Origin of the sequence: Streptomyces sp. NBC_00568 (genome assembly GCF_026341855.1) — a bacterium.
Classification (GTDB): Bacteria; Actinomycetota; Actinomycetes; order Streptomycetales; family Streptomycetaceae; genus Streptomyces.
The window spans coordinates 4,194,771-4,215,945 of sequence record NZ_JAPENW010000001.1 but is presented as its reverse complement, the minus strand read 5'-3'; the positions used below and the strand labels follow the sequence as shown (position 1 = coordinate 4,215,945).

General features: G+C 73.3%; 18 protein-coding genes and 1 tRNA gene. 10 read left to right on the top strand and 9 right to left on the bottom strand.

The window, feature by feature from the left end; genetic code table 11:
• Positions 1 to 231: 231 nt before the first annotated feature.
• Both OOK38_RS18405 and OOK38_RS18400 read right to left on the bottom strand, forming a co-directional pair.
• Positions 232 to 1,608 carry a HAMP domain-containing sensor histidine kinase gene (locus tag OOK38_RS18405; RefSeq protein WP_266759089.1) on the bottom strand — a complete coding sequence of 459 codons (1,377 nt, stop codon included), beginning with the start codon at positions 1,606 to 1,608 and terminating at the stop codon, positions 232 to 234.
• Entirely contained in the window at positions 1,605 to 2,309 is a 705-nt protein-coding gene (locus OOK38_RS18400) for a response regulator transcription factor (RefSeq protein ID WP_266759091.1), read from the bottom strand. The genes OOK38_RS18405 and OOK38_RS18400 overlap by 4 nt, the downstream gene beginning before the upstream one ends.
• Positions 2,310 to 2,465: 156 nt before the next feature.
• On the opposite strand from OOK38_RS18400, the gene OOK38_RS18395 reads away from it, so the two are divergent.
• Complete coding sequence (locus OOK38_RS18395; protein WP_266759092.1) at positions 2,466 to 3,005, top strand: hypothetical protein; 540 nt, start codon at positions 2,466 to 2,468, stop codon at positions 3,003 to 3,005.
• 132 nt (positions 3,006 to 3,137) lie between these two features.
• On the opposite strand, the gene OOK38_RS18390 is transcribed toward OOK38_RS18395, so the two are convergent.
• Together OOK38_RS18390 and OOK38_RS18385 are read right to left on the bottom strand one after the other, a co-directional pair.
• Positions 3,138 to 4,043, bottom strand: a complete 906-nt coding sequence (locus OOK38_RS18390) for a spermidine synthase (RefSeq protein ID WP_266759094.1) — start codon at positions 4,041 to 4,043, stop codon at positions 3,138 to 3,140.
• 199 nt (positions 4,044 to 4,242) lie between these two features.
• Positions 4,243 to 4,680 carry a hypothetical protein gene (locus OOK38_RS18385; protein ID WP_266759096.1) on the bottom strand — a complete coding sequence of 146 codons (438 nt, stop codon included), beginning with the start codon at positions 4,678 to 4,680 and terminating at the stop codon, positions 4,243 to 4,245.
• 299 nt (positions 4,681 to 4,979) lie between these two features.
• Here OOK38_RS18385 and OOK38_RS18380 point away from each other — a divergent pair, with 299 nt between their 5' ends.
• Positions 4,980 to 6,530 (top strand): hypothetical protein, encoded by a 1,551-nt coding sequence (locus OOK38_RS18380; RefSeq protein WP_266759098.1) that lies wholly within the window; start codon positions 4,980 to 4,982, stop codon positions 6,528 to 6,530.
• Between the two features lie 19 nt (positions 6,531 to 6,549).
• Here the strand turns inward: OOK38_RS18380 and OOK38_RS18375 are convergent, their stop codons facing one another.
• Positions 6,550 to 7,146 (bottom strand): histidine phosphatase family protein, encoded by a 597-nt coding sequence (locus tag OOK38_RS18375; RefSeq protein ID WP_266759100.1) that lies wholly within the window; start codon positions 7,144 to 7,146, stop codon positions 6,550 to 6,552.
• Positions 7,147 to 7,398: 252 nt separating this feature from the next.
• On the opposite strand from OOK38_RS18375, the gene OOK38_RS18370 reads away from it, so the two are divergent.
• The 7 genes from OOK38_RS18370 (at position 7,399) to OOK38_RS18340 (ending at position 13,998) form a co-directional block, all read left to right on the top strand.
• Entirely contained in the window at positions 7,399 to 8,400 is a 1,002-nt protein-coding gene (locus OOK38_RS18370) for a phosphatase PAP2 family protein (protein ID WP_266759102.1), read from the top strand.
• Positions 8,351 to 9,595: a hypothetical protein gene (locus tag OOK38_RS18365; RefSeq protein ID WP_266759104.1), complete on the top strand. Its 1,245-nt coding sequence runs from the start codon at positions 8,351 to 8,353 to the stop codon at positions 9,593 to 9,595. The genes OOK38_RS18370 and OOK38_RS18365 overlap by 50 nt, the downstream gene beginning before the upstream one ends.
• Positions 9,586 to 11,181 (top strand): hypothetical protein, encoded by a 1,596-nt coding sequence (locus OOK38_RS18360; RefSeq protein WP_266759106.1) that lies wholly within the window; start codon positions 9,586 to 9,588, stop codon positions 11,179 to 11,181. Before OOK38_RS18365 ends, OOK38_RS18360 begins: the two co-directional genes overlap by 10 nt.
• Positions 11,178 to 12,512, top strand: a complete 1,335-nt coding sequence (locus tag OOK38_RS18355; protein ID WP_266759108.1) for an AAA family ATPase — start codon at positions 11,178 to 11,180, stop codon at positions 12,510 to 12,512. The genes OOK38_RS18360 and OOK38_RS18355 overlap by 4 nt, the downstream gene beginning before the upstream one ends.
• Before the next feature lie 143 nt (positions 12,513 to 12,655).
• Positions 12,656 to 13,033 (top strand): hypothetical protein, encoded by a 378-nt coding sequence (locus tag OOK38_RS18350; protein WP_266759110.1) that lies wholly within the window; start codon positions 12,656 to 12,658, stop codon positions 13,031 to 13,033.
• A gap of 193 nt (positions 13,034 to 13,226) precedes the next feature.
• A complete protein-coding gene (locus OOK38_RS18345; protein ID WP_266759112.1) occupies positions 13,227 to 13,934 on the top strand; it encodes a bifunctional DNA primase/polymerase in 708 nt (235 codons plus the stop codon).
• Positions 13,925 to 13,998: transfer RNA gene (locus tag OOK38_RS18340), tRNA-Lys, on the top strand. Before OOK38_RS18345 ends, OOK38_RS18340 begins: the two co-directional genes overlap by 10 nt.
• Positions 13,999 to 14,188: 190 nt before the next feature.
• Here the strand turns inward: OOK38_RS18340 and OOK38_RS18335 are convergent.
• Positions 14,189 to 15,733: a M6 family metalloprotease domain-containing protein gene (locus OOK38_RS18335; RefSeq protein ID WP_266759114.1), complete on the bottom strand. Its 1,545-nt coding sequence runs from the start codon at positions 15,731 to 15,733 to the stop codon at positions 14,189 to 14,191.
• A 325-nt stretch (positions 15,734 to 16,058) separates the two neighbouring features.
• On the opposite strand from OOK38_RS18335, the gene OOK38_RS18330 reads away from it, so the two are divergent.
• Positions 16,059 to 17,987, top strand: coding sequence for a bifunctional diguanylate cyclase/phosphodiesterase (locus tag OOK38_RS18330; RefSeq protein ID WP_266759116.1), 1,929 nt, complete (start codon positions 16,059 to 16,061; stop codon positions 17,985 to 17,987).
• An 83-nt stretch (positions 17,988 to 18,070) separates the two neighbouring features.
• Here OOK38_RS18330 and OOK38_RS18325 read toward each other — a convergent pair whose 3' ends face one another.
• The 3 genes from OOK38_RS18325 to OOK38_RS18315 form a co-directional block, all read right to left on the bottom strand.
• Complete coding sequence (locus tag OOK38_RS18325; RefSeq protein WP_266759118.1) at positions 18,071 to 19,186, bottom strand: LLM class flavin-dependent oxidoreductase; 1,116 nt, start codon at positions 19,184 to 19,186, stop codon at positions 18,071 to 18,073.
• A 322-nt stretch (positions 19,187 to 19,508) separates the two neighbouring features.
• A complete protein-coding gene (locus tag OOK38_RS18320; protein WP_266759120.1) occupies positions 19,509 to 20,240 on the bottom strand; it encodes a decarboxylase in 732 nt (243 codons plus the stop codon).
• Entirely contained in the window at positions 20,237 to 21,016 is a 780-nt protein-coding gene (locus tag OOK38_RS18315; RefSeq protein ID WP_266759122.1) for an aspartate/glutamate racemase family protein, read from the bottom strand. The genes OOK38_RS18320 and OOK38_RS18315 overlap by 4 nt, the downstream gene beginning before the upstream one ends.
• Between the last annotated feature and the right edge of the window lie 159 nt (positions 21,017 to 21,175).

The following is a 21,175-nucleotide window of genomic DNA, read 5'->3' as shown; positions in this document are numbered from 1 at the left end:
TTAAAGGTCGAGACCAATGTGGGCGGATGGGCGCCCCGCGGACCGCCTCCGCGGACCACGCCGACCGGCTCCGCGCACCGCGCCGACCGGCTCCGCGCCGACCGGCTCCGCGGACCACGCGGACGCGGACTCGGCTCACCCCGCGTCCCGCCGGACCGGGCCCCCGGGGCTCGGCTGACACCCGCGCCGCGCTCCCGGCGCCGCGGATCGGCACGCGCCGCCTCCACGGGCTCAGCTCACGCCCGCGCCACGCCTCCGGCGCCGTACGCTGCCCCGGTGCCCGCGCCGGACCGGTGCCCTTCCGTCCAGCTGGATCCAGATACGCACCTCGGTTCCGCCCAGCACGGAGGACCCGATCCGTACGTCCCCGCCCGTCGACTCCGCGAGCCGGCGCACGATGTCCAGGCCGAGGCCCGTCGACCCGTCGTTGCCCGAGCCCCGCCCGCGCGCCATCGCGGCGACCGGGTCCACTATTCCCGGTCCCGCGTCCGACACCAGCATGATCACGGCGTCCTCGGCGTTGTGCACGTCGACCGCGAAGGCCGTGCCCTCGGGGGTGTGGCGGAAGACATTGCCCAGGAGGGCGTCGAGCGCGGCGGCGAGGTCGGCGCGGGCCACGGGTATGCGGACCGGCCGGTCCACACCGGCCACCCGCACCTTGCGGCCCTCGTCCTCCGCGAGCGCCGACCAGAAGTCCATGCGCTCCCGGACGACTTCGGACGCGTCGCACCCGGCGCCGACGCCGATCGCCGCGGTCTGCGGCTTGGCCTCCCGCGCCGTCCGGATGATCGTGTCGACCTCGCGCTCCAGCTGCGCGACGGCGGCCCGGGTCTGCTCGGCGGCCGGCCCGTCGCCGAGCGAGGCGGTGTTGAGGCGGAGCACGGTCAGCGGGGTACGCAGGCGGTGCGAGAGATCCGCGGCCAGCTCCCGCTCGTTGGCGAGCAGTTGGACGACCTGGTCGGCCATGGAGTTGAAGGCGACGGCGGCCAGCCGCAGTTCGGTCGGCCCTTCCTCGGGCACCCGGGAGCCCAGCTGCCCCTCGCCCAGTTCGTGCGCGCTCTCGGCGAGACGCTGCGCGGGCTGCACCATCCGCACGCCCAGCCGGTCGGCGACCGCGACGGAGCCGATGATGAGGGCGACGCCGACCGCGGCGAGGACCGCCCACGCCGTCCCGACGCCGTTGCTGACCTCGGCCTCGGGGACGTACACCTCGACGACCGCGAACTCGCCGGAGCTGAGCGCGATGGGCTGGAGCAGCGTGGAGCCGCCGGGCACCTCCGTGGTGGAGGCCCGGCCCAGCCTGCGGGTCATGGCGATGGCCTTGCCCGCGGCGCGCTGCTTGCCGATCTCGACCGCGGGACTGCCGTCGGCGGCGGGTATGTGCACGCCGATCCCCGCGTCCGCCCCGGCCGAGGCGAGGACGCGCTCCAGCTTGTCCCGGTCGGTGGTGATGGAGAGCGCGGGCGCGACGGCGGCGGCCTCCCGCTCGGCGTTCGAGAACGCCCGGTCCCGCGCCATCTCCTTGATCACCAGGCCGAGCGGGACCGCGAAGGCGACCACGACCATCGTCGTCACCGCCACGCACACCTTGACCAGCGCCCACCTCATAGCGGCCGCTCCGCTCTCGGCGGCTCCAGCTTCACGCCGACGCCCCGCAGGGTGTGCAGATAGCGCGGTCGCGCCGCCGTCTCCCCCAACTTCCGGCGCAGCCAGGACAGATGGACGTCGATGGTCTGGTCGTCGCCGTACGCCTGCTGCCAGACCTCGGCGAGCAGTTCCTTGCGCGGCACGACGACGCCGGGGCGCCCGGCCAGAAAGGCGAGCAGGTCGAACTCGCGCCGGGTGAGGTCGAGTCGTACGCCGTCCAGCTCCGCCTGACGGCGCAGCGGGTCGATGGCGAGCCCGCCGACGCGGATGACCGTCGACGGAGGCGCGTCGCCCGCGCTCGTGCGCGCACGGCGCAGCACCGCCGCCATCCGCGCGGACAGGTGCTCGACCGAGAACGGCTTGGTCAGGTAGTCGTCGGCGCCGTCGTTCAGCAGTCGGACGATCTCCGCCTCGTCGTCCCGCGCGGTGGCGATGATCACCGGGACGTCGGTGATCCCGCGCAGCATCTTCAGCGCCTCGGACCCGTCCAGATCGGGCAGTCCGAGGTCGAGGATCACGACGTCGAAGGAGAAATGGGCGACCTCGCGCAGCGCCTCCAGGGCGGTGCCGACGCTGCGCACGATGTGCGCGGCCTCGGTCAGATGCCGGATGAGGGCCGAGCGTACGAACTGATCGTCCTCGACAACGAGCACACTTGCCATGGGCGGCACCGTACGCCATCCGGGCGATGCAGTCCGGTGCCTGTGGACAACCCCTGACGGGCGCCTGTGGACAATCCCGGCCCGCCCGCTGTGGACAACTCGGCTCCGGGCAGGGCCATGAGACACCCGTGGGGCTCGTGGTGCAGTATGGCCGCGATGCGCAGAGGACTCGTACACGTACTCGCGTGGTCGCTCGCCACGGGCGCGGCGGTCACGCTGTCGTGGTGGGGTGTCCACACCGTGATGACGGGGACCGCGTACGACCCGCCGCGGGCCCTGCCCATCACGGCCGCCGGGGCGACGCAGGAGTCGAAACCACTGGCGTCCTCGACGCGACGGGCCGAGCCGTCCAGGAGCGCGTCGAACAGGCCTTCCACGAGCGCGAAGCCGAGCACGGCACCCTCGCGGACCGCGTCCCCGAGCGGCGGCCCCTCGGCGGCCGCCCCGACGTCGGCGACCTCCCCGCCGTCCTCCGGACAGGTCAAGAGCTACGACACCGACGGCGGCCGGGTGGTCTTCGACATCGGCAGCTCCTACGCGACCCTGGTGTCCGCGACGCCGGACACGAGCTGGTCGATGCAGGTGTGGAAGACGGAGTCGTGGATCCGCGTGGAGTTCACCTCGGGCGCGGACCGGGTCTCGGTGTTCTGCACCTGGCACGACGGGCCGCCGCGCGTGGAGATCGGGACGTACTGACCGCCGGACACGGCGGACGGGCGGGCCTGCGGACGGGCGGGCCTGCGGACGGGCGGGCCTGCGGACGGGCGGGCCTGCGGACGGCCGCGCCGGCAGGGCCGGCGCAGGCGGCCGGGGAGCGCTGACGCCGGGTCAGCGGAACACCGACGGCGGCGGTGCCGGTGACGCCACCGCCACCGCGTCCGTGACCGGGGACGCGCCGCCCGTGAAGTCCAGGAGCTCCCTGCCGTGTTCGACCCGGGCGGGATGCGGGTCGGAGGCGGCGCGGCGGGTCAGTTCGGCGATCGGCAGCGGTCGGCCGGAGGCGACGAGGACCGCGTTCCCGAAGCGTTTGCCGCGCAGCACCGTCGGGTCGGCGACCAGGGCGAGTTCGGGGAAGACGGAGGCCACGGTGGCGATCTGGCCCCGGAGATGGGCGAGCGGGGGTCCGTCGGCGAGGTTCGCGGCGTAGATCCCGGAGTCCCTCACCGCCCGGCGGACCTCCGTGACGAACTCGACGGACGTCAGGTGGGCCGGTGTGCGCGCGCCGCTGAACACGTCCGCGACGACCAGGTCCGCCCAGCCGTCGGGCACCTTGGCGAGACCCTCCCGGGCGTCCGTGGAACGCACCCTGATCCGGGCGTTCGGATCCAACGGAAGCTCCCGGCGCACCAGTTGCACGAGGGCCGCGTCGCGTTCGACGACCTGCTGGGTGGACCGGGGGCGGGTGGCGGCGGTGTAGCGGGCGAGGGTCATGGCGCCGCCGCCGAGGTGCACGGCGTGCACGGGCTTGCCGGGCGGGGCGACGAGGTCGATGACATGGCCCAGGCGGCGCTGGTACTCGAAGCTCAGAAAGGAGGGGTCGTCGAGGTCGACGTGGGACTGCGGGGCACCGTCGATGAGCAGGGTCCAGGCACGTGCCCGGTCGCGGTCGGGCAGCAGCTCGGCGAGCCCGCCGTCGACGGCCTCGACGACCGCCTCGGCCGCCGCCTGCCCGCGCCGCCCGCCCCGCCCCGTGTCGCGGCCGTCGTCCACCCGCTGATTCTTCGCCCTCGCCATCCCGCCATTATCGGGGCGCGGGGGCGGGTCGGCTCAGCGACCGCTCGCCAGGGCTCCCCGACGGGCGACGACAGGGTTCACCGGCGCCGTGCCCGAGGCCCGATCCCGTCGCCCAGGGCATCGATGGGCATCGATGAGGGTGGTCACCGGCCGCCCCCCGACGTCCGCCGGGTCACCGCCCGGCGTCCGCCCGGCGGGCTCACCGGCAGCCGTCCGCCGCCTCGATCAGCCGTGCCGCCTCGCCCAGCGCGGCCCGCAGCACCGCCGGGTCGGTCGCGAGATCCGCCTCACCGGGCGGGAGCAGCCAGTCCGAGCCCTCGACCGGGGGCTCGGGGGCCATCCGCAGGCCTCGGCCGTCGGTCTGGGTACAGGTGCTGCCGGGAACGTCCCAGGCGTCGGCGGTGCCGGGCGGCACCAGGAAGCCGAGGGTGTCGCATCCGTCGTCGTGCAGGACGGGCCCCACCGCCTCGCCCGCGCCACGGCGCAGGATGTCGACGGCCTCCAGTCCCTGGCGTGCCGGAACGGTCACCAGCTCGCACTCGGTGACCGGCCGCAGCGGGACACCGCTCTCCTGGGACGGTCCGTGCTGTGTGGTCGACGGCGGTGTACGGAACTCGATGCTCTGTCTGGTCTGCATCCCGGCCTCCAACGGAACCCCTCCTCATGACGAGTGGGTCGGGAGTTCGGGCGGCTCCCGGTCCACCGGGTTCAACGCGGCAGGACGTCAACGGCTACGGCGAAACTCCGCCACAAAGGATGGCAGTTCATGGCAGATCGTGGATGAGATATCCGGTTTGTAGCCAAACCCAGCGTGGTGGCGTTGTCACAGCAGGTACGTTCTTGCCCCGCCGGACGCAGGGCACCTACTGGGCACAACCCGGTCAACTCGCCCCGCTTTCCGGCATGGTTCGACGGTTCGCAAGAGAGGGCCCGGCCATGGCGTCGTCTACGGTGACCTCGTCCCCGTCCCCCCGGCCACCACGGCCGAATCTCGCTTTCCGGCGGTTGCGCGGCCAGCGCTCCCCGGGCGAGTTCGCCGCGGCGGTGCGGCGGGCCGCGCGCGAGATCGGCGAGCGGGTCAGCTGCGACGCGCGCTACATCGGGCGCGTCGAAGCGGGCGAGATCCGCTGTCCCAACTACGCGTACGAGCGGGTGTTCCTGCATATGTTCCCCGGCCGCACGCTGACCGACCTCGGTTTCGCGCCCCGCTCATGGGTACGCGGACGCGGGGCGCGCGACATGGACGAGGCACCCCTCGCGCACTCCACGAACCCTTCGCATGCCCCCTATGAGACGGGCGGGGCGTACGAGACGTATGAGACGTCGGACCCGCATCACGTCCCGCCGCCGTACACCGCGCACCACCCGCACGACCCGCTCGATCCGCTTGATCCGTACGACCCGCACCGCTCGTGCGACCCGTACGACACGTACGAGAAACGCGATCAGAACCACGAGGAGAGCGACGTGCAGCGTCGCGCATTCATGACGGGAGGCACCGCCACCGTGGCGGCTGCCTCGATGGGACCTTTCGCGGGTGCCTTCGGCGGCAGCGCCGCGGCCGCCGAACGACGCGTCCACCGGGCGGGTACGTCCGAGGCGGGCACCCTCGAAGAGGCCGTCCGCAAGATCCGGCTGCTCGACGACCGGCACGGGGCCGACGGGCTCTACCGGCGCGCGGCGGCACCGCTGCGCACGGCGTACGCGCTGCTCGACGCGGGCACCACCCGGCAGGCCACCGCCGACCGGCTGTACGCCGGCGCGGGCGAACTGGCCATCTCGGTGGGCTGGCTGGCACACGACTCCGGACGCTTCGACGACGCGCGCTCGCACTACGCGGAGGCCCTCGCGACCGCCCGGATGGCGGGCGACCCGGGCCTGGAGGCCCACGCCTTCTGCAACACGGCGTTCCTGGCGCGCGACGCGGGGCGCCCCCGCGAGGCCGTGCGCGCGGCCCAGGCGGCACAGCGCGCCGCGCGGCCCCTGGGCTCCCCGCGCCTGCTCTCGCTGCTCGCGCTGCGCGAGGCGGGCGGCTGGGCCGGGCTCGCCGACCGCAAGGGGTGCGAGCAGGCGATGGCGCGCGCGCAGGCTCTCTACGAGCGGGGTCCTTCGGAGACGGACCCCGAGTGGATGACCTTCTACGGAGAGGCCGAACTGGAGGGTCTCGAGGCGCAGTGCTGGTCGACGCTGGGTGACTGGCCCCGGGCGGCCCGCCACGCACGCCGCGCCGCCCACCTCCAGGACCCGCATTTCACCCGCAACATCGCCCTGTACACCGCGGAACTCGCCGACGACCTGGCCCGCGGCGGCCGTCCCGACGAGGCCGCCGCGGCCGGTCTGCGCGTCCTGGACCTGCTGAACGAGGTCCAGTCCTCCCGCATCCAGACCATGCTGGCGGCGACGGCCCGCGTTCTGCTCCCGCACCGCAGGGCCTCGGGCGTCTCCGCGTTCCTCGACCGCCACGCGAGCCTGCCGCGCACGGCGTGACGGGTGCCGTGAACGCCGGTCAGACGCTCAGGTGCCCGCAGTCGTTCCAGACCTCGATCGCGGGCTCCTCGTAGGCCCAGCCGAGCACCGACAGCGAGGTCGGGTTGAGGCGGATGCGGGCCGCGAAGTCCAGCGGAAGGCCCAGCCAGCGGGCGCCTATGGAACGCAGGATGTGGCCGTGCGCGAAGATCAGGAGATCGCGGTCCGCCGAGCGCGCCCATGAGACGACCTCGTCCGCGCGCGCGGTGACCTGCTCCAGCGTCTCCCCCTCGGGGACACCGTCGCGCCAGATGAACCAGCCCGGGCGGATTCCCTGGATCTCCGCCGGGGTCATGCCCTCGTAGGCGCCGTAGTCCCACTCCATGAGCGCGTCCCAGGTGGTCGCGCGCTCCCCGAAACCGGCGAGTTCGCACGTGTCCCGCGCGCGCGACAGCGGGCTGGTGCGCACCTCGACACCGGAGAGCCCGTCGAAGGGCGCCCGGTGGAGCCGCTCGCCCAGCAGCTTGGCGCCGCGCCGGCCCTCTTCCAGGAGCGGGATGTCGGTCCTGCCGGTGTGCTTTCCGGACAGCGACCATTCCGTCTGTCCGTGCCGGGCCAGCAGGATGCGCGGTGCCATGAAGAGGAGCCTTTCCGGAACGGGCGGCACGAGTGAGGGGTCGGCTCACTCGATGACGACTGAGGAGTGGGTCACTCCATCATCGCTCACCCCCTCCCGGGGCAACCCGGGGGGCGATCTCCGCGTCTTTGAGGACCGGGGGCGCCCCATCGGGGCATTCGCGTTCATCGTAAAATCCGGTTGGCCACGGACCGTCGTCAGCAGACTGCGTACTGTCGGGCCACCACAGAACAGATGGGGGAGGGCGATCGGATGCCGCAGACCGACGCACCGCGTACCGAAGCGGCGCCACGCGCCCGGTTGCGCCGGTGGACGGAGCTGCGCACGTCCGCGGCGGCCTCCGCCCGGCTCCGCTGGTGGACCGAGCTCCCGCTGATCCTGCTCGTGTACGCGTCGTACTCGGCGGGCCGGCTCCTCGCCCGGGGCGACACCGCCGGCGCGGTCGGTCACGGCCTCGAGATCCTGCGCATCGAGAAGGTCCTCCGCCTCAACGCGGAACACCCGCTGAACCGGCTGTTCACACGTCAGGCCTGGCTGGGGGTCCCCGCCGACTTCTGGTACGCGTCGCTGCACTACCTGGTGACGCCCGCGATCCTGATCTGGCTCTTCCGCTCCCGGACCGTGCGCTTCCGCGCGGCCCGCACATGGCTGATGACCTCCACCTTCCTGGGCCTGATCGGCTTCACCCTGCTGCCGACCTGCCCGCCCCGGCTGCTGTCGTCCGGCCACGGCTTCGTCGACACGATGGCCCAGTACAGCGATTACGGCTGGTGGGGCGGCGAGGCGAGCGCGCCGCGCGGGCTGGGCGGGATGACGAACCAGTACGCGGCGATGCCGAGCCTGCACGTGGGCTGGGCGCTGTGGTGCGGAGTGATGCTGTGGCGCTACGGCCGCACACCCGCCGCCAAGATCGCCGGTGTCGTGTATCCGCTGGTCACCACGATCGTCGTGATGGGCACGGCCAACCACTACTTCCTGGACGCCGTCGCGGGCGCCGCGGTCATGGGGGCCGGACTGCTGCTGACCCCGTTCGTGATGCGGACGGCGAACCGCCTGCGGACGTTCCTGGCGGTCCGCGCCCCGTGGGTCGCGGGTGCCTCCCGGGGCGAGGGTTCCGCGATTGTCAGTGCGGGATGCCAGACTTCCACGGGTGAACGAATTCCCCGACAGCGCGAGTCCCGAACCGGGCCGGGAGCCGAGCCGGGTGCCTCTCCCACGGACGCGGGGGACGGCGCTGCGGCAGCAGCTCACTGAGCTGCGCGGTCCGGACGTCGCACCGAAGGCGCTCGACGCGCGCGCCCTGGCGGCGCTCGCCGCCAACCCCGGGTGCGACCGCCGCGCCCTGCTGGACGGCGCGGGTGTCGACAAGGCGAAGCTGGCGAGCGCGCTCGGCGCGCCGTCCGCGTTCGGGATGTCGCAGTTCGCGTTCATGCGGGGCAACGCCTTCGAGGCGCGGGTCAAGGCCGACGGCGGTGCCGAGCTGCTGCGGCTGGTGCACGAGAAGCTGGACCCCGGCGCCGAACCGCCCGGCCCGGGTGCGGTGCCCGACCTGAGCGCGGCCGGCCCCGAGGGACGCGCGAAGCGTACGGAGCTGGCGCTGCGCGAGGCCACCGAGGCCGGCGCCTGGACGCTGCTCGACCACCCCATGCTCGCCCTGGACGTCGCGGGCTCCGCCGCCTTCCTGGAGCCGGACGGGGTGGTCGTGCACCCGGACGGCGACTGGACGGTCGTCGAGATCAAGTCGTTCCCGATGCTGGACGGTTCGGCCGACCCGGCCAAGGTGGGCGCCGCCGCCCGGCAGTCCGCGGTGTACGTCCTCGCCCTGGAGGAGGTCGCCGCCCGCCTCGATCCCGCCCCCGCGGTCCGCCACCGCATCCTTCTGGTCTGCCCCAAGGACTTCTCCAACCTGCCCACGGCCTCGACCGTCGACGTCCGCAAGCAGCGGGCGGTCACCCGCCGTCAGCTCGACCGGCTCACCCGCGTCGAGGACATCGCGGCCGCCCTCCCCGAGGGCAGCTGCTTCTCCCCCGGCCTTCCCGCCGAGGAGCTGATCACCGCCGTCGAGGCGGTCCCCGCGACCTACGCGCCTGAGTGCCTGTCCGCCTGCGAGCTGGCCTTCCACTGCCGCGCCCGTTCGCGCGCCGAGGGCGCGGTGACGTCCCTGGGCCGCTCACTGCGCGCGGAGCTGGGCGGTCTGACGACCGTCACGGACGTACTGGCGGCGGCGCACGGGGAGGCCGGCGACCCCGGGGACCCGGCCGTCGCGGCGCTCAGGAGAGCGGCGCTGCTGCGGGCACAGGCCCTGAGCGGCACGGTTCCGGAGGCCCGCGCCTGGAAGGCCGCGGTGCCGCGGAGCCAGGCGTCCGGCACCCCGGGGCCGGTGGGCGGCGATGTCCCGGTGCCGGTGGCCGGCGTCTCGGACGGACGGGAGGCGACCGCATGTCACTGATCGCCACCCTCGCCCGGCTGGAGGCCGTCGAGAGCGGCCGGGCACAGCCCGCCGCCACCGTGCTCCACCGTCATCTCGCCGAACGGCCGCTGGTGTTCGTGCCGCTCACCACCGCCGGTGAGGCGGGAGCCCCGCTCGGCGCGCTGGTCGGCACGGACCGGGAGGCTCCCCGGCTGCTGGTCGTGCCGCAGCCCCGCGACCGCGACCTGCGCTTCGCGTTCCTCGCCGAGCTGGCGGACGTCGTCCTGCCGTACATCGACACGTACGCGGACGTGGTCGAGGCGGCCGAGCGCAGCGAGACCGACCCGGAGACCGGCAAGCGCGTCAAGGTCGAGGTCGAGTTGTGCGCGGACGCGCCGCAGCTGATCGTGCCGGGCCGGGCGGGCATCGAGTTCGTCCGCCTCCTCGGGCGCTCCACGCGCTTTCGCCGCACTGCCGAGCAGGATCCCGAGACCCCGCATCCGGCACCGCCCCGGGTGCCGTTGTTCGGGCGCTGGCTGACCCACTTCGGCGAGCGCGCCCGGGTGCCCGGCTCGGCCCTGCTCCTCGCCCTCACCGATGTCGTGTCCCGGCACTGGGCCACCGGGCAGAGCAGTCTGGAGGACCAGCACCTCGGCGCGCTGCTCGCCTGGATCGACCCGCCGGACGGCGAGCCGGGCGCCGAGGCCGCGGTGCGGGCCGAGCTCCAGCGGGACGCGCGGGGCCAGCTCGTCTGCCCGCCCGCCGGACCCGCCACCGATCCCGCCTTCGACAACCAGCTGCTGGCCCCGGCCATCGAGCGCTACGACCGCGCGCGCACGGCGCTGGCCGCCGCCGAGGACGGCATCGAGGCGGACGACCGGCTCGGTGAACTCACCGCCGCGGAGCGCGAGATCCGCGCTCTCGTCGAGCGCGTCGCACGGCCCACCTGGGACGCGGTCTGGCACGGGCTCGACCTGCTGCGCACGCTGCCGGAAGGGGCGCACGCCGCCGACCGGTGGACCCGCGACCGCTGGTCGTTCACCGGACACCGTGACCGGGTCGTGGCGGGCGAGCCGCCGCAGCCGCGCCGCGACGACGCGGTCACCGCCGCGAACAAACTGGCCACGCGCGAGCGCGAACAGGCCCGCCTGGAAGCCCAGGAGGCCCTGGACGACCCGCTGGTCATGGCGGGCCGGCGGCTCGCCGGGGAGGCGTTCGCGGGAGAGGTCACCGATGTCGTGATGGCGTACAGCGAGGGCAAGCGGCCGAGCCCCCGCCCGCTGGTGACCGTCCGCACGGACGACCGACCGCACCTGGGGGAACGGGCCAAGGTGTACCGCTCGCTGGGCGGGAAGCCGCAGGCGGCGGAGTTCGTGGCGGCCGACGACGAGGGCGCGGCCCTGGTGCTGCGGATCGTCGACAAGATGGGGCGCGGCAAGGAACCCGAGGCCGGGTCCGTGCCGGAGAAGGGGGACCTCGTCTGCTTCACCCTCTTCGAGCACGAGCAGCGGGGCGGCGCCAAGCTGCCCGACCCGGAGGAGACACCGTGGACGCACGGAGGGCCGCCGGGTGAGCCCGACGCCCTGCCGCTGCCGGACCCGGTGACCGAGGAGGACGTCCTGTGACCGCCGTCTTCGACCCGGGTGCCGAGGCCGGCCGCGCCACCGACGCGATCCTGCGCGACACCCTGCACGGCACCGACCGCGGCGTCGTGGTCGACTCCCCGCCGGGCGCCGGCAAGTCGACCCTCGTCGTCCGGGCCGCACTCGAACTGGCGGCCGCCGGGCGCCCGTTGATGGTGATCGCGCAGACCAACGCCCAGGTCGACGATCTGGTGCTGCGGCTCGCCGAGAAGGCCCCGGAGCTGCCCGTGGGGCGGCTGCACAGCAGCGACTCCGACCCGTACGACAAGGCGCTCGACGGCCTGGACCAGGTGCGCAAGTCGACGAAGGCGGCCGACCTGGCGGGCCTCGACGTCGTCATCTCCACCGCCGCGAAGTGGGCCCACGTCAAGGGCGTCGAGCCGTGGCGGCACGCGATCGTCGACGAGGCGTACCAGATGCGTTCGGACGCGCTGCTCGCCGTCGCCGGGCTCTTCGAGCGGGCGCTGTTCGTGGGCGATCCGGGGCAGTTGGACCCGTTCGCGATCGTCGGTTCGGAGCAGTGGGCGGGTCTGTCGTACGACCCGTCGGCGTCCGCGGTGACCACCCTGCTCGCGCACAATCCGCAGCTGCCGCAGCACCGGCTTCCGGTGTCCTGGCGGCTGCCCGCGTCGGCGGCGCCCCTGGTCTCGCACGCCTTCTATCCGTACACGCCGTTCCGCAGCGGCACCGGCCACGGCGACCGACGGCTGAACTTCGGTGTCCCCTCGGACGGTTCGGGGACCGACCGGGTCATCGACGAGGCGGCCGAGTCCGGTTGGGGACTGCTGGAGCTGCCCGCCCGGCACACGCCGCGTACGGACCCGGAGGCGGTGCGCGCGGTGGCCGGGGTCGTACGGCGGCTGCTCGACCGGGGTGGCGCGGCCACGTCGGAGCGGGCGGAGGATCCGGTGCCGCTGACGGCCGACCGGATCGCCGTCGGCACGGCGCACCGGGACCAGGCCGCGGCCGTACGAGCGGCGCTGACCGCCCTCGGTGTCGCGGATGTCACCGTCGACACGGCCAACCGGCTCCAGGGGCGGGAGTTCGACGTCACCGTCGTCCTGCATCCGCTGTCGGGGCGGCCGGACGCCACGGCGTTCCATCTGGAGACGGGGCGGCTGTGCGTGCTCGCGTCCCGGCACCGGCACGCCTGCATCGTGGTCTGCCGGGAAGGGGTCACCGAGCTGCTGGACGACCATCCGTCGACCGAGCCGGTACAGCTGGGAGTCACCGTGAAATTCCCGGACGGTTGGGAAGCCAATCACGCGGTGTTGTCCCATCTGGCGGAGCATCGGGTGGCGTGGCGGCCCTGAGCCCCGCTCGAGGCACACCGGGCCGGCGGAATCCCGGCCGAGGGGGCGCACGCGGCCCTTCGGGCCCACTTGCGCGAGCGGGGGAGAATGGACGGTGGCCCTTTACCGAGAGGGGCCCCTGAACCGTACGAGGAGGAGAAGACATGGCGGAGCCCACGCCGCGTCGGAACGAACCGCGGCTACGCCCCGCGCCCCTGCTCTTCGAGCCCGCGGAGGCCGCGGGGGATCCGGAGCACTTCTTCGACCTGGAGTCGATCGACGATCCGCGCGCGCTGCTGGACCGGGCCACGGAGCTGACGCACGCCTTCCGTGCCGCCGCGGACCGGGCGGTCGAGTTCCAGGCCATCGCCGCCGCGCAGCTCGCCGATCCGCGCCGCTTCGACCGGCTGACCGCCGCCTCGATCGCCGAGCGAGCCGAGTGGACCGAGGACTACGCGAAGAAGATGGTCGAGTTCGGCCAGGACCTGCTTCGGGGCGCGGAGGGCAACGGACACGGTCACGGTGTGACCGACCCGATCTGACCTCGCGCCCGGGACCGGGACCGGGGGCGGATCGAGACCGGCACAGGGAGGGTTCCGCCCCCGTCTGCCCAAGCCCTCTCGGCACCCCCGTGGCATATGCCAGCCGGGCAAGATACTCCACCTCACCCGGTCCTGTCCCGGTTTCCGGCAACCCTCCGGGACGGAGCGCTCACCACCGGTAGATGTACTCGGCATGAGCAGCACACGGAACCCGGCAAGCAGCACCCCCCACAGCCCCGGAGCGCCGTTTCCCGAGCGGCTGGACGTCTCGGGTGTCACTTCCGAGGGAGCCGCCTGGCTCGCCTCGGCGGGACCGTATCCGCGCAGCACGCTGGCCCTCTGGAGCGAGCGGCCGGGCGCCCCGGTCGTGCTGCCCTGCGGCAGCACCTTCGACGTCGTCAGCGCGCCGGCGCTCTTCGGCCGGCGGATGCTCGACCGGCTCTGGGACGACGGACCGGGCTCGGGCCCGGTGGCGGCGTACCGCGGGCGGATGCTGCTGTTCGCCGCGCCCGGCACCGCCCAGCGGCTCCCCTCGCTGATGGAGTGGGAGGAGTGGGGCTCGGGCGCCTCCGCGGGGCGTGCGGCCGGGGAGCGCGAGGCCGCGGGGCGGGGCGGGCACGTGGGTCGGTGCCGTGAGGTGCCGCCGCTGCTCTGCCACGGCATGGGGGACGCGGTCACCGTGCCCGCGCTGAACGCCGGCGGCGGGCCGGATGACGTCCGGCCCGATTCCCGCTGGCTGGTCGCCCCTGACACGCGGCAGCCCTGGCTTCCCGGCCCCGAGATCCTGCTCTGGGCGGCCGTACGGGCGGCCCGCGCGGTGGCCTCGACGGCGGTGCGGATATCGATTTTTCCTCCCGCCGATCAGGATGCTAAGGTCTACGACGTCAGCAGGCGCCGCTAGCTCAGTTGGTTAGAGCAGCTGACTCTTAATCAGCGGGTCCGGGGTTCGAGTCCCTGGCGGCGCACGCCAACGAGAGCGGGATGATTCGCGGAGACGCGAGCATCCCGCTCTCGTCGTTTCCGCACCCTTCCGCCCGCGTCATGCCCCTCCCCCTCACGTCGCCCCTCCCTTCTCACGTCGCCCCCTCGCACCACCCGACGCCCGACTCCCGCCCCGCCTCCCGTCCCCCTCCCAGGGACCGGTGCCACGCGGGCTCAGCCTGTCGTGATCTTCACCGTCCAGGCTCCCGACACCGTCCGGTCCTCCACCTCGACGCGGACCTTCGCGCCCGGCACCGTGAAGCTCTCGCCGAGGCCCACCGGCGCGTCCGCGAGGGGCGGGTACACCGAGTCCTCCCAGCAGGCCTCGGTGTGGGGGTGGGCGTCGAGGACCTGGATGGGACCGCTGCCCGACTCGGTCTCGCTGCGGACCCGGTAGACGAGAATGCCCTCCGTGCACGTCGCGTCGTCGTTGCCCGCCGAGCCGCGCGCCTCGAAGGCGAGCGCGCTGTCCGGGCCCGTCTGGACCACCGCCAGCTTGGTGCCGCGGCCGGAGCCGAAGCTCTGCGAGCCGGGGAGGGCCGCGACGCCCACCCCGTTCGAGGACGTCGACGCGCCCGGGCCGCGCGAGGGCGCCCGGGGCCCGTACATGGCGGCCTCCGACCCGCGCCAGGACGCCAAGGGCCGGTGCCAGGAGGACGCCCGCGGCCCATCCGGCGCGGCCGAGGCGGACGCCGGCACCCCGGCGGCCAGCACCCCGGCGCCCGGGGCCCCGGCGGCCCGCGCGCCCGCCGCGGCACTCACGGGGCCGGCACCGAGCGGCTCCAGCGTGAGCCGGGTGACGCCGGAGCCCTGCACGCACGCCACCTGATGCGATTCCAGCCAACCCAGCCGCCACTTGTGCCATCCGAAGAGGTCGGGCGACAGCCCGAACTGGCTGCCCATGAGATCCCAGTCGCCCACGTAGGTGTCCCAGTCGCCCTTGCCGTCGGAGGGGCGGTGGTAGAGGTCGGGCAGGTCGAAGACATGACCGGTCTCGTGCGCGAGGACGAGACGGTCCGGCGGGTGCTTCTCGAAGACCGTGACGACGCGGCGGATGTCCTTGCCGTCCGCGCGCAGGGGCGCGTCCAGATTGACGACCTTCGTGGCGTCCGAGTCGACGCCCGGCGCGTCCGGGTCGGCGACGAAGTAGACGACGTCGTAACGCGAGAAGTCGACCCGCGGGTCGGCCACCGCGAGGGCGTCGCGCAGATAGGCGGCACGGTCGGCGGCGTCCCAGTCGCGCTGTATGGCGTACGACGTCGAGGGGTGCGGCATCTGGATCCAGGCGCGCTGCGGATGCGGGCGGACCGTGAACCTGCCGTACGAGGCACGCTCGAAGAAGCGGCTGGTGGCCGGGAAGTAGTCGCCGGTCAGCTCGGCGGGCGTGGTGCGCGGGGTGGAGTCGGGGAAGGACAGGAAGACCATCACCGCGTCGAGCGGACGGGTGGGGCGCACATAGGCGGAGTTCCAGGTGTCGACGCCCTCCGAGTGGTGCGCGTCGGTCCGCGTCAGGGCGCAGGGGGTCGCCAAGGGTTCGGCGAGCGCGGGGCCCGGCACCAGGGAGGTCGCGGCGAGCGCGGTCATCGAGGTGAACACGGCCGCGGTGCTGCGCCAGCGGGGCGCCCCGTCACGGGCGAGACCGCGCAGGGCCTCGCGAGCGAGAGCCCTCAGGGGGAGCGGACGCGGCACGTCGACCTCCGGATGCGGATTTCGGGACACCGCACCCAGCCTGATTCAATTTGTACTATTTCGCCCTGTTTGTCTGCACCGGAAGAGTGAGAGGGCGTGCGCCCCGACACCCCCGGACCTTCACGGAACGTCACATGCGGTCGGCGGGGGAGGGAACCCGTCCAGATACAGGCAGAAACGATCTGTCAGAACGGGCGGTTGTTCCGGGACACTGGACAGTGGCTGCACCGTCCGGAGGTCAGCCTCTATGATCGGCACACTTTCCTGCACCGACACGGCTTGTGCGGCCGTCCATCACCCGGCCGACCACCCCGAGAGACCCATACGAAGAACGAGTGCACTGCGGGAGCGAGCGGTGAGCGGAACGTCCGAAGGGCCGGCGCCCGCGGGAGACCTCGTCCGGCCGGCCGTCACAAAGCGTCACGTCGACGCACCTCCTCGTACGTCCGTCGGCGCAACTTCCGGCCCACCCGTCCCTTCCGTATCGCCCGTGCCACCGGGGCCACCTCCCGGGGCGTCCACGCCCGGCACGTTTCCCGACGGAACGTCACCCCACACCTTCCACGCGGCCTTCGCCACCGCTCCCCTCGCCATGGCCGTCGTGGACCGCGAGGGTCTCGTCGTCACGGCCAACGAGTCACTGGGCACCCTGCTCGGCGCCGAGACGCGGACGTTCACCGGACGGATCGCCGCCGACCTGGTGGACCTCGCCTCCGACACCCGCACCTGGCACGCGTACCGCGAGGTGCTGGGCGGCCGGCAGGCACGGCTGCGCTGCACCCGCCGGCTCAAGCACCCCGACGGCCACGCGATCTGGGTGCAGGTCACGGTCGCGCCGCTGCCCCCGCGGGAGCAAGCGGTCCTGATCTCGGTCGCGGACATCGGCGCCCGGCGTGAACTCCAGGCGCGGCTGCGCCACTTGCAGATGCACGACCCGGTGACGCGGCTGCCCAACCGCACGCTGTTCTTCGAGCGCCTGTCGGCGGCGCTGGAGACGGAGGCGTACGAGGAGGGCGGCACCGGCCGGATCGGACTCTGCTATCTGGACCTGGACGGGTTCAAGGCGGTCAACGACACCCTCGGCCACCGGGTCGGGGACCGGCTGCTCGCCGCCGTCGGCGAACGTCTGACGCGTTGCGCGGACGAGGCCGGCCGGACGAGGGCGACCACTCCCCTGGTGGCGCGGCTGGGAGGGGACGAGTTCGCCCTGCTCGTCGAGGACTCCACGGGCACCGACCAGTTGGCGGACCTCGCCGAGTCCGTGCTGAAGGCGCTCCAGGCACCCTTCGACCTGTCGGGACAGCGGCTGTCGCTGTCGGCGTCCATCGGGGTCGTCGAGCGGCGCGCCACCGGCACGACCGCGACCGGTCTGATGCAGGCCGCGGACACGACGCTGTACTGGGCGAAGGCGGACGGCAAGGGCCGCTGGACGCTCTTCGACCCGGAGCGCAACGCGCACCGCATGACCCGCCAGGCCCTGTCGTCCACCCTCCGCGCGGCCGTCGAGCGGGGTGAATTCGCCCTGGAGTACCAGCCGTTGGTGGGCATGGAGGACGGCGGCGTGCACGGGGTCGAGGCGCTCGTCCGCTGGAACCACCCGCGGTTCGGGATGCTGACGCCGAATCGGTTCATCGGACTGGCCGAGGAGAACGGTTCGATCGTCCAGCTCGGCCGCTGGGTGCTGGCCACCGCCTGCCGGCAGGCCCGCCGCTGGCAGCTCGACCATCCGGACGCCCCGCCGATCTTCGTCAGCGTCAACGTCGCCGTGCGTCAGGTCTGGGACTCCGATCTGGTGGCGGACGTGGCGGAGATCCTGGCGGAGACCGGACTGGCCCCTCATCTGCTCCAGTTGGAGCTGACGGAGTCGGCGGTGATGGGCTCGGCGGGCCGGCCGCTCCAGGCCCTCCAGGCGCTCAGCGACATGGGCGTGCGCATCGCGATCGACGACTTCGGCACCGGCTACTCCAACCTCGCCTACCTGAGCAGGCTCCCGGTGTCCGTGCTGAAGCTGGACGGCTCCTTCGTCCGCGGCTTCCAGTACGAGAACGCCGACGGCTCGTCCGCCCACCCCAACCCCGCCGACGAGGTCATCGTCGAGGCGCTCATCCAACTCGCCCACCGGCTGGGCCTGACCGTCACCGCCGAGTGCGTGGAGACCGCCTCGCAGGCGTCCCGGCTGCGCGGGATCGGCTGCGACACCGGCCAGGGCTGGCTGTACTCCCGGCCGGTGACGCCGGACCGCATCTCCGCGCTTCTGATGTCGGCCGCCTGCCCGCAGACCTGAGTGTCCGGCTACTCCGACCTGAGCGCCGAGCCCCCGCCCTCAGACCTGAGTGCCTCGCTCCTCCGACCTGAGCGCCTCTGCCCTCAGACCTGAGCGCCCTGCTCCTTCGGCAACCCGTAGGCGTCCGCGATCAGTTCGTACGAGCGCAGGCGTACGTCGCCGCTGTGCGCGTTGCCCGTGATCATCAACTCGTCGGCGCCGGTGCGCTTCTGGAGGTCGTCGAGGCCGGCGCGGACCTCGTCGGCGGTGCCGTGGATGACGTTGGAGTTCCAGGAATCGATGAACTCCCGCTCCATCGGGCTGAATTCATAGGCCTCCGCCTCCTCCGGGGTCGGCACGAGACCCGGCCGGCCGGTACGCAGGCGCACCATGTTCAGCGCGGCGGCCAGCACCTGGCGGCGGGCCTCCTTCTCGTCGTCCGTGGCGAGGGCGGAGACGCCGATGAGGGCGTACGGGGCGTCGAGGACCGCGCTCGGCCGGAAGGAGTCGCGGTAGAGGTCGAGCGCCGGGATCGTGTTCTGCGCAGAGAAGTGGTGCGCGAAGGCGAACGGCAGGCCGAGGGATCCGGCGAGACGGGCGCTGAAGCCGGAGGAGCCGAGCAGCCAGACCGGGGGCCGGTGCGGGGACTGGACCCCGCCCGGCGAGGTCGACTGGACGGGCCCGGGAACGGCGTGGATACGGGCGTAGGGGTGGCCGTCGGGGAAGTCGTCGTCCAGGAAGCGGATGAGTTCCGCGAGCTGCTCGGGGAAGTCGTCGGCGCCCTCGTTGAGACGCTGGGTGCGGCGCAGCGCAGCGGCCGTCGCGCCGTCCGTGCCGGGGGCGCGGCCGAGACCCAGGTCGACACGGCCCGGGGCCATCGCCTCGAGCGTGCCGAACTGTTCCGCGATGACCAGCGGGGCGTGGTTGGGGAGCATCACTCCGCCGGAGCCCAGCCGGATGCGGTCCGTGTGGGCGGCCAGGTGGGCGAGGATCACCGCGGGCGAGGAGCTGGCCACGCCGGGCATCGAGTGGTGTTCGGCCACCCAGTAGCGGTGGAAGCCGCGGGCTTCCGCCAGGCGGGCGATCTTGACGCTGGTGCGCAGTGCGTCGGTCGCGGTGCGGCCCGCGCCCACGGTGACCAGGTCCAGCACGGAGAGGGGTACGGGGGCGGTGCCCTGTGCCGTGCCTCGGATCTCGCCCGTCTCGGCTGTCTCGTCCACCGGGGTGCCTCCTGTTGCGTACGCGTTGGTGTCCTCGGCGTACGAACAGGAGGGTGGCTCCGGTTATTCCCCGGGGGCGGGGGCTTGCCTCGGGCAGGGGCTTCTCCGGTGGGAGGCTCTCCCTGTCGGGAACTTCCCCCGGAGCGGGGCTGGGGGCGACTTGTCTCGTCCCCTCCGCCCCTGCCCTCCCCCAAGGTCTCGGCTTCGCTCGACCAGGGGCACCCCTCGTCCCCGGGGCTCCGCCCCGGACCCCGCACCTCGAACGCCGGAGGGGCCGGATTTCGGCGCGGCGGACCGGATCCTGCCGGGGCGGACTGAGATTTCACGCCTGGACGATGGGTTCCCTCGTGAAGAGGGTGCCTAGTTCCGGGGCGTTCACGCGGCGGTCGGTCAGGCGTAGGGCCTCCCAGACCGAGACCTGGTTCGCCGTGAGGACCGGCTTGGCGAGGTCCTTCTCCAGGGCCGGCAGGTGGGACGCGGTGTGCAGGGCGGTGTCGGGAAGGAGGATCGCGTCGGCGTCCGGGCGGTCCGCCGCGCGGGCCAGCGAGAGGACCTGGTCGTAGTCCCAGCCGGCGACCTCGGCGGCGGTGACGACACCGGAGCCGCGCACCGCCACCACCTCCGTGCCGGCCTCCTTCAGGAACGCGGCGAAGAGCGCGGCCACGTCGTCGGGGTAGGTCGCCCCGATCGCGACCCGGGTGGCCCCGATCTCCCGCGCCGCGTGCGCGAAGGCGAAGGACGTCGAGGAGGCGGGCAGGCCGGCCGCCACGGCGAGGCCGCGGACCTGCTCGTGGGCACCCTTCAGGCCGTACACGAAGCTGCCGCTCGTACACGCCCAGACCACGGCCTCCGCACCGGCCAGGCGCAGCTCCTCGACGCCCGCCTCGAGGCGGTGCGCCGAGCCCATTTCGAGGAGCGCGTCCACGCGGTGGGCGTCCTCCCCGATGTCCGTGTGGACGACGGTCAGGCGGACGTCGCTGCCGAGCAGCTGCTCGATGCGGGGATAGTCGTCCTCGGCCGAGTGGCCCGGGTAGAGGAATCCGAGTGAGGTCATGCCCAACCTTCCTGTTCTTCGGGAAGTACGGGTCCCCGGCGGGCGGCCTGATCAATCAGCCGCTGATAGGGGCCCACCGCCCGGGTACCCAGTTGGCGCAGTGCCGCCCACATCGTCACCTGGTTGGCCGAGATCACCGGGATCCGCAGCTCGGCCTCCAGCTGGGGGATGACGTCGTACGTCGGAAGGTTGGTGCAGCTGACGAAGAGGGCGTCCGCCGCGCCGCGTGCCGCCCGGCGGGCCATCTCGGCCACATCGCGGTACGGGACTTTCCAGATGTGCCTGGTCAGGCCCATGAAGGCGCGCGCCGTGACGGTGATGCCGGCCTCCGCGAGATACGCCTCCAGGGACTCGGTGACCGAGACGGTGTAGGGGGTGACCAGGGCGACCCGGCGGGCACCGAGTTCCTCCAGTGCGGCGAGGAGGGCCCCGGAGGTGGTGAGCGAGGGAAGCGCGCCCGCCCGGGTCATGGCCTCGCACATCGCCCGCTCCCCTGCGACTCCCCCGACGAAGCTGCCCGACGTGCAGGCGTACGCGACGACCTCGGGCGCGACCGCGTTCAGGGCGCGGACCGCGTCGCCGAGCGTCTCGTGCTCGGAGACCAGGCGGGCCAGGTCCAGGCCCACCTCGACCGGCACGAACGGGGTGCGGGTCAGGTGCAGGGAGACGTCGTCCGGGACCCACCGCCACAGCTCACGGTCGAGGGCGAAGTCGAACGGGGCGACGACGCCGACCCCGCGCTGCGGATACGGACCGCCGAGAAAGGAAACGTCCATGGCAGGCACCGGCCTCACGAAGGGAAACAGGCGGGCAACGGACCGTATGCGGGCCCGTGTTGACGAAGGTAGGTTCGGGTGCGAGCGTGGTCAATCCGCGCATCTCAGACGGCTCGGGCCGGCTGCGCCCGCACGTCTCCCCGGTCATTTCGCCTCAGG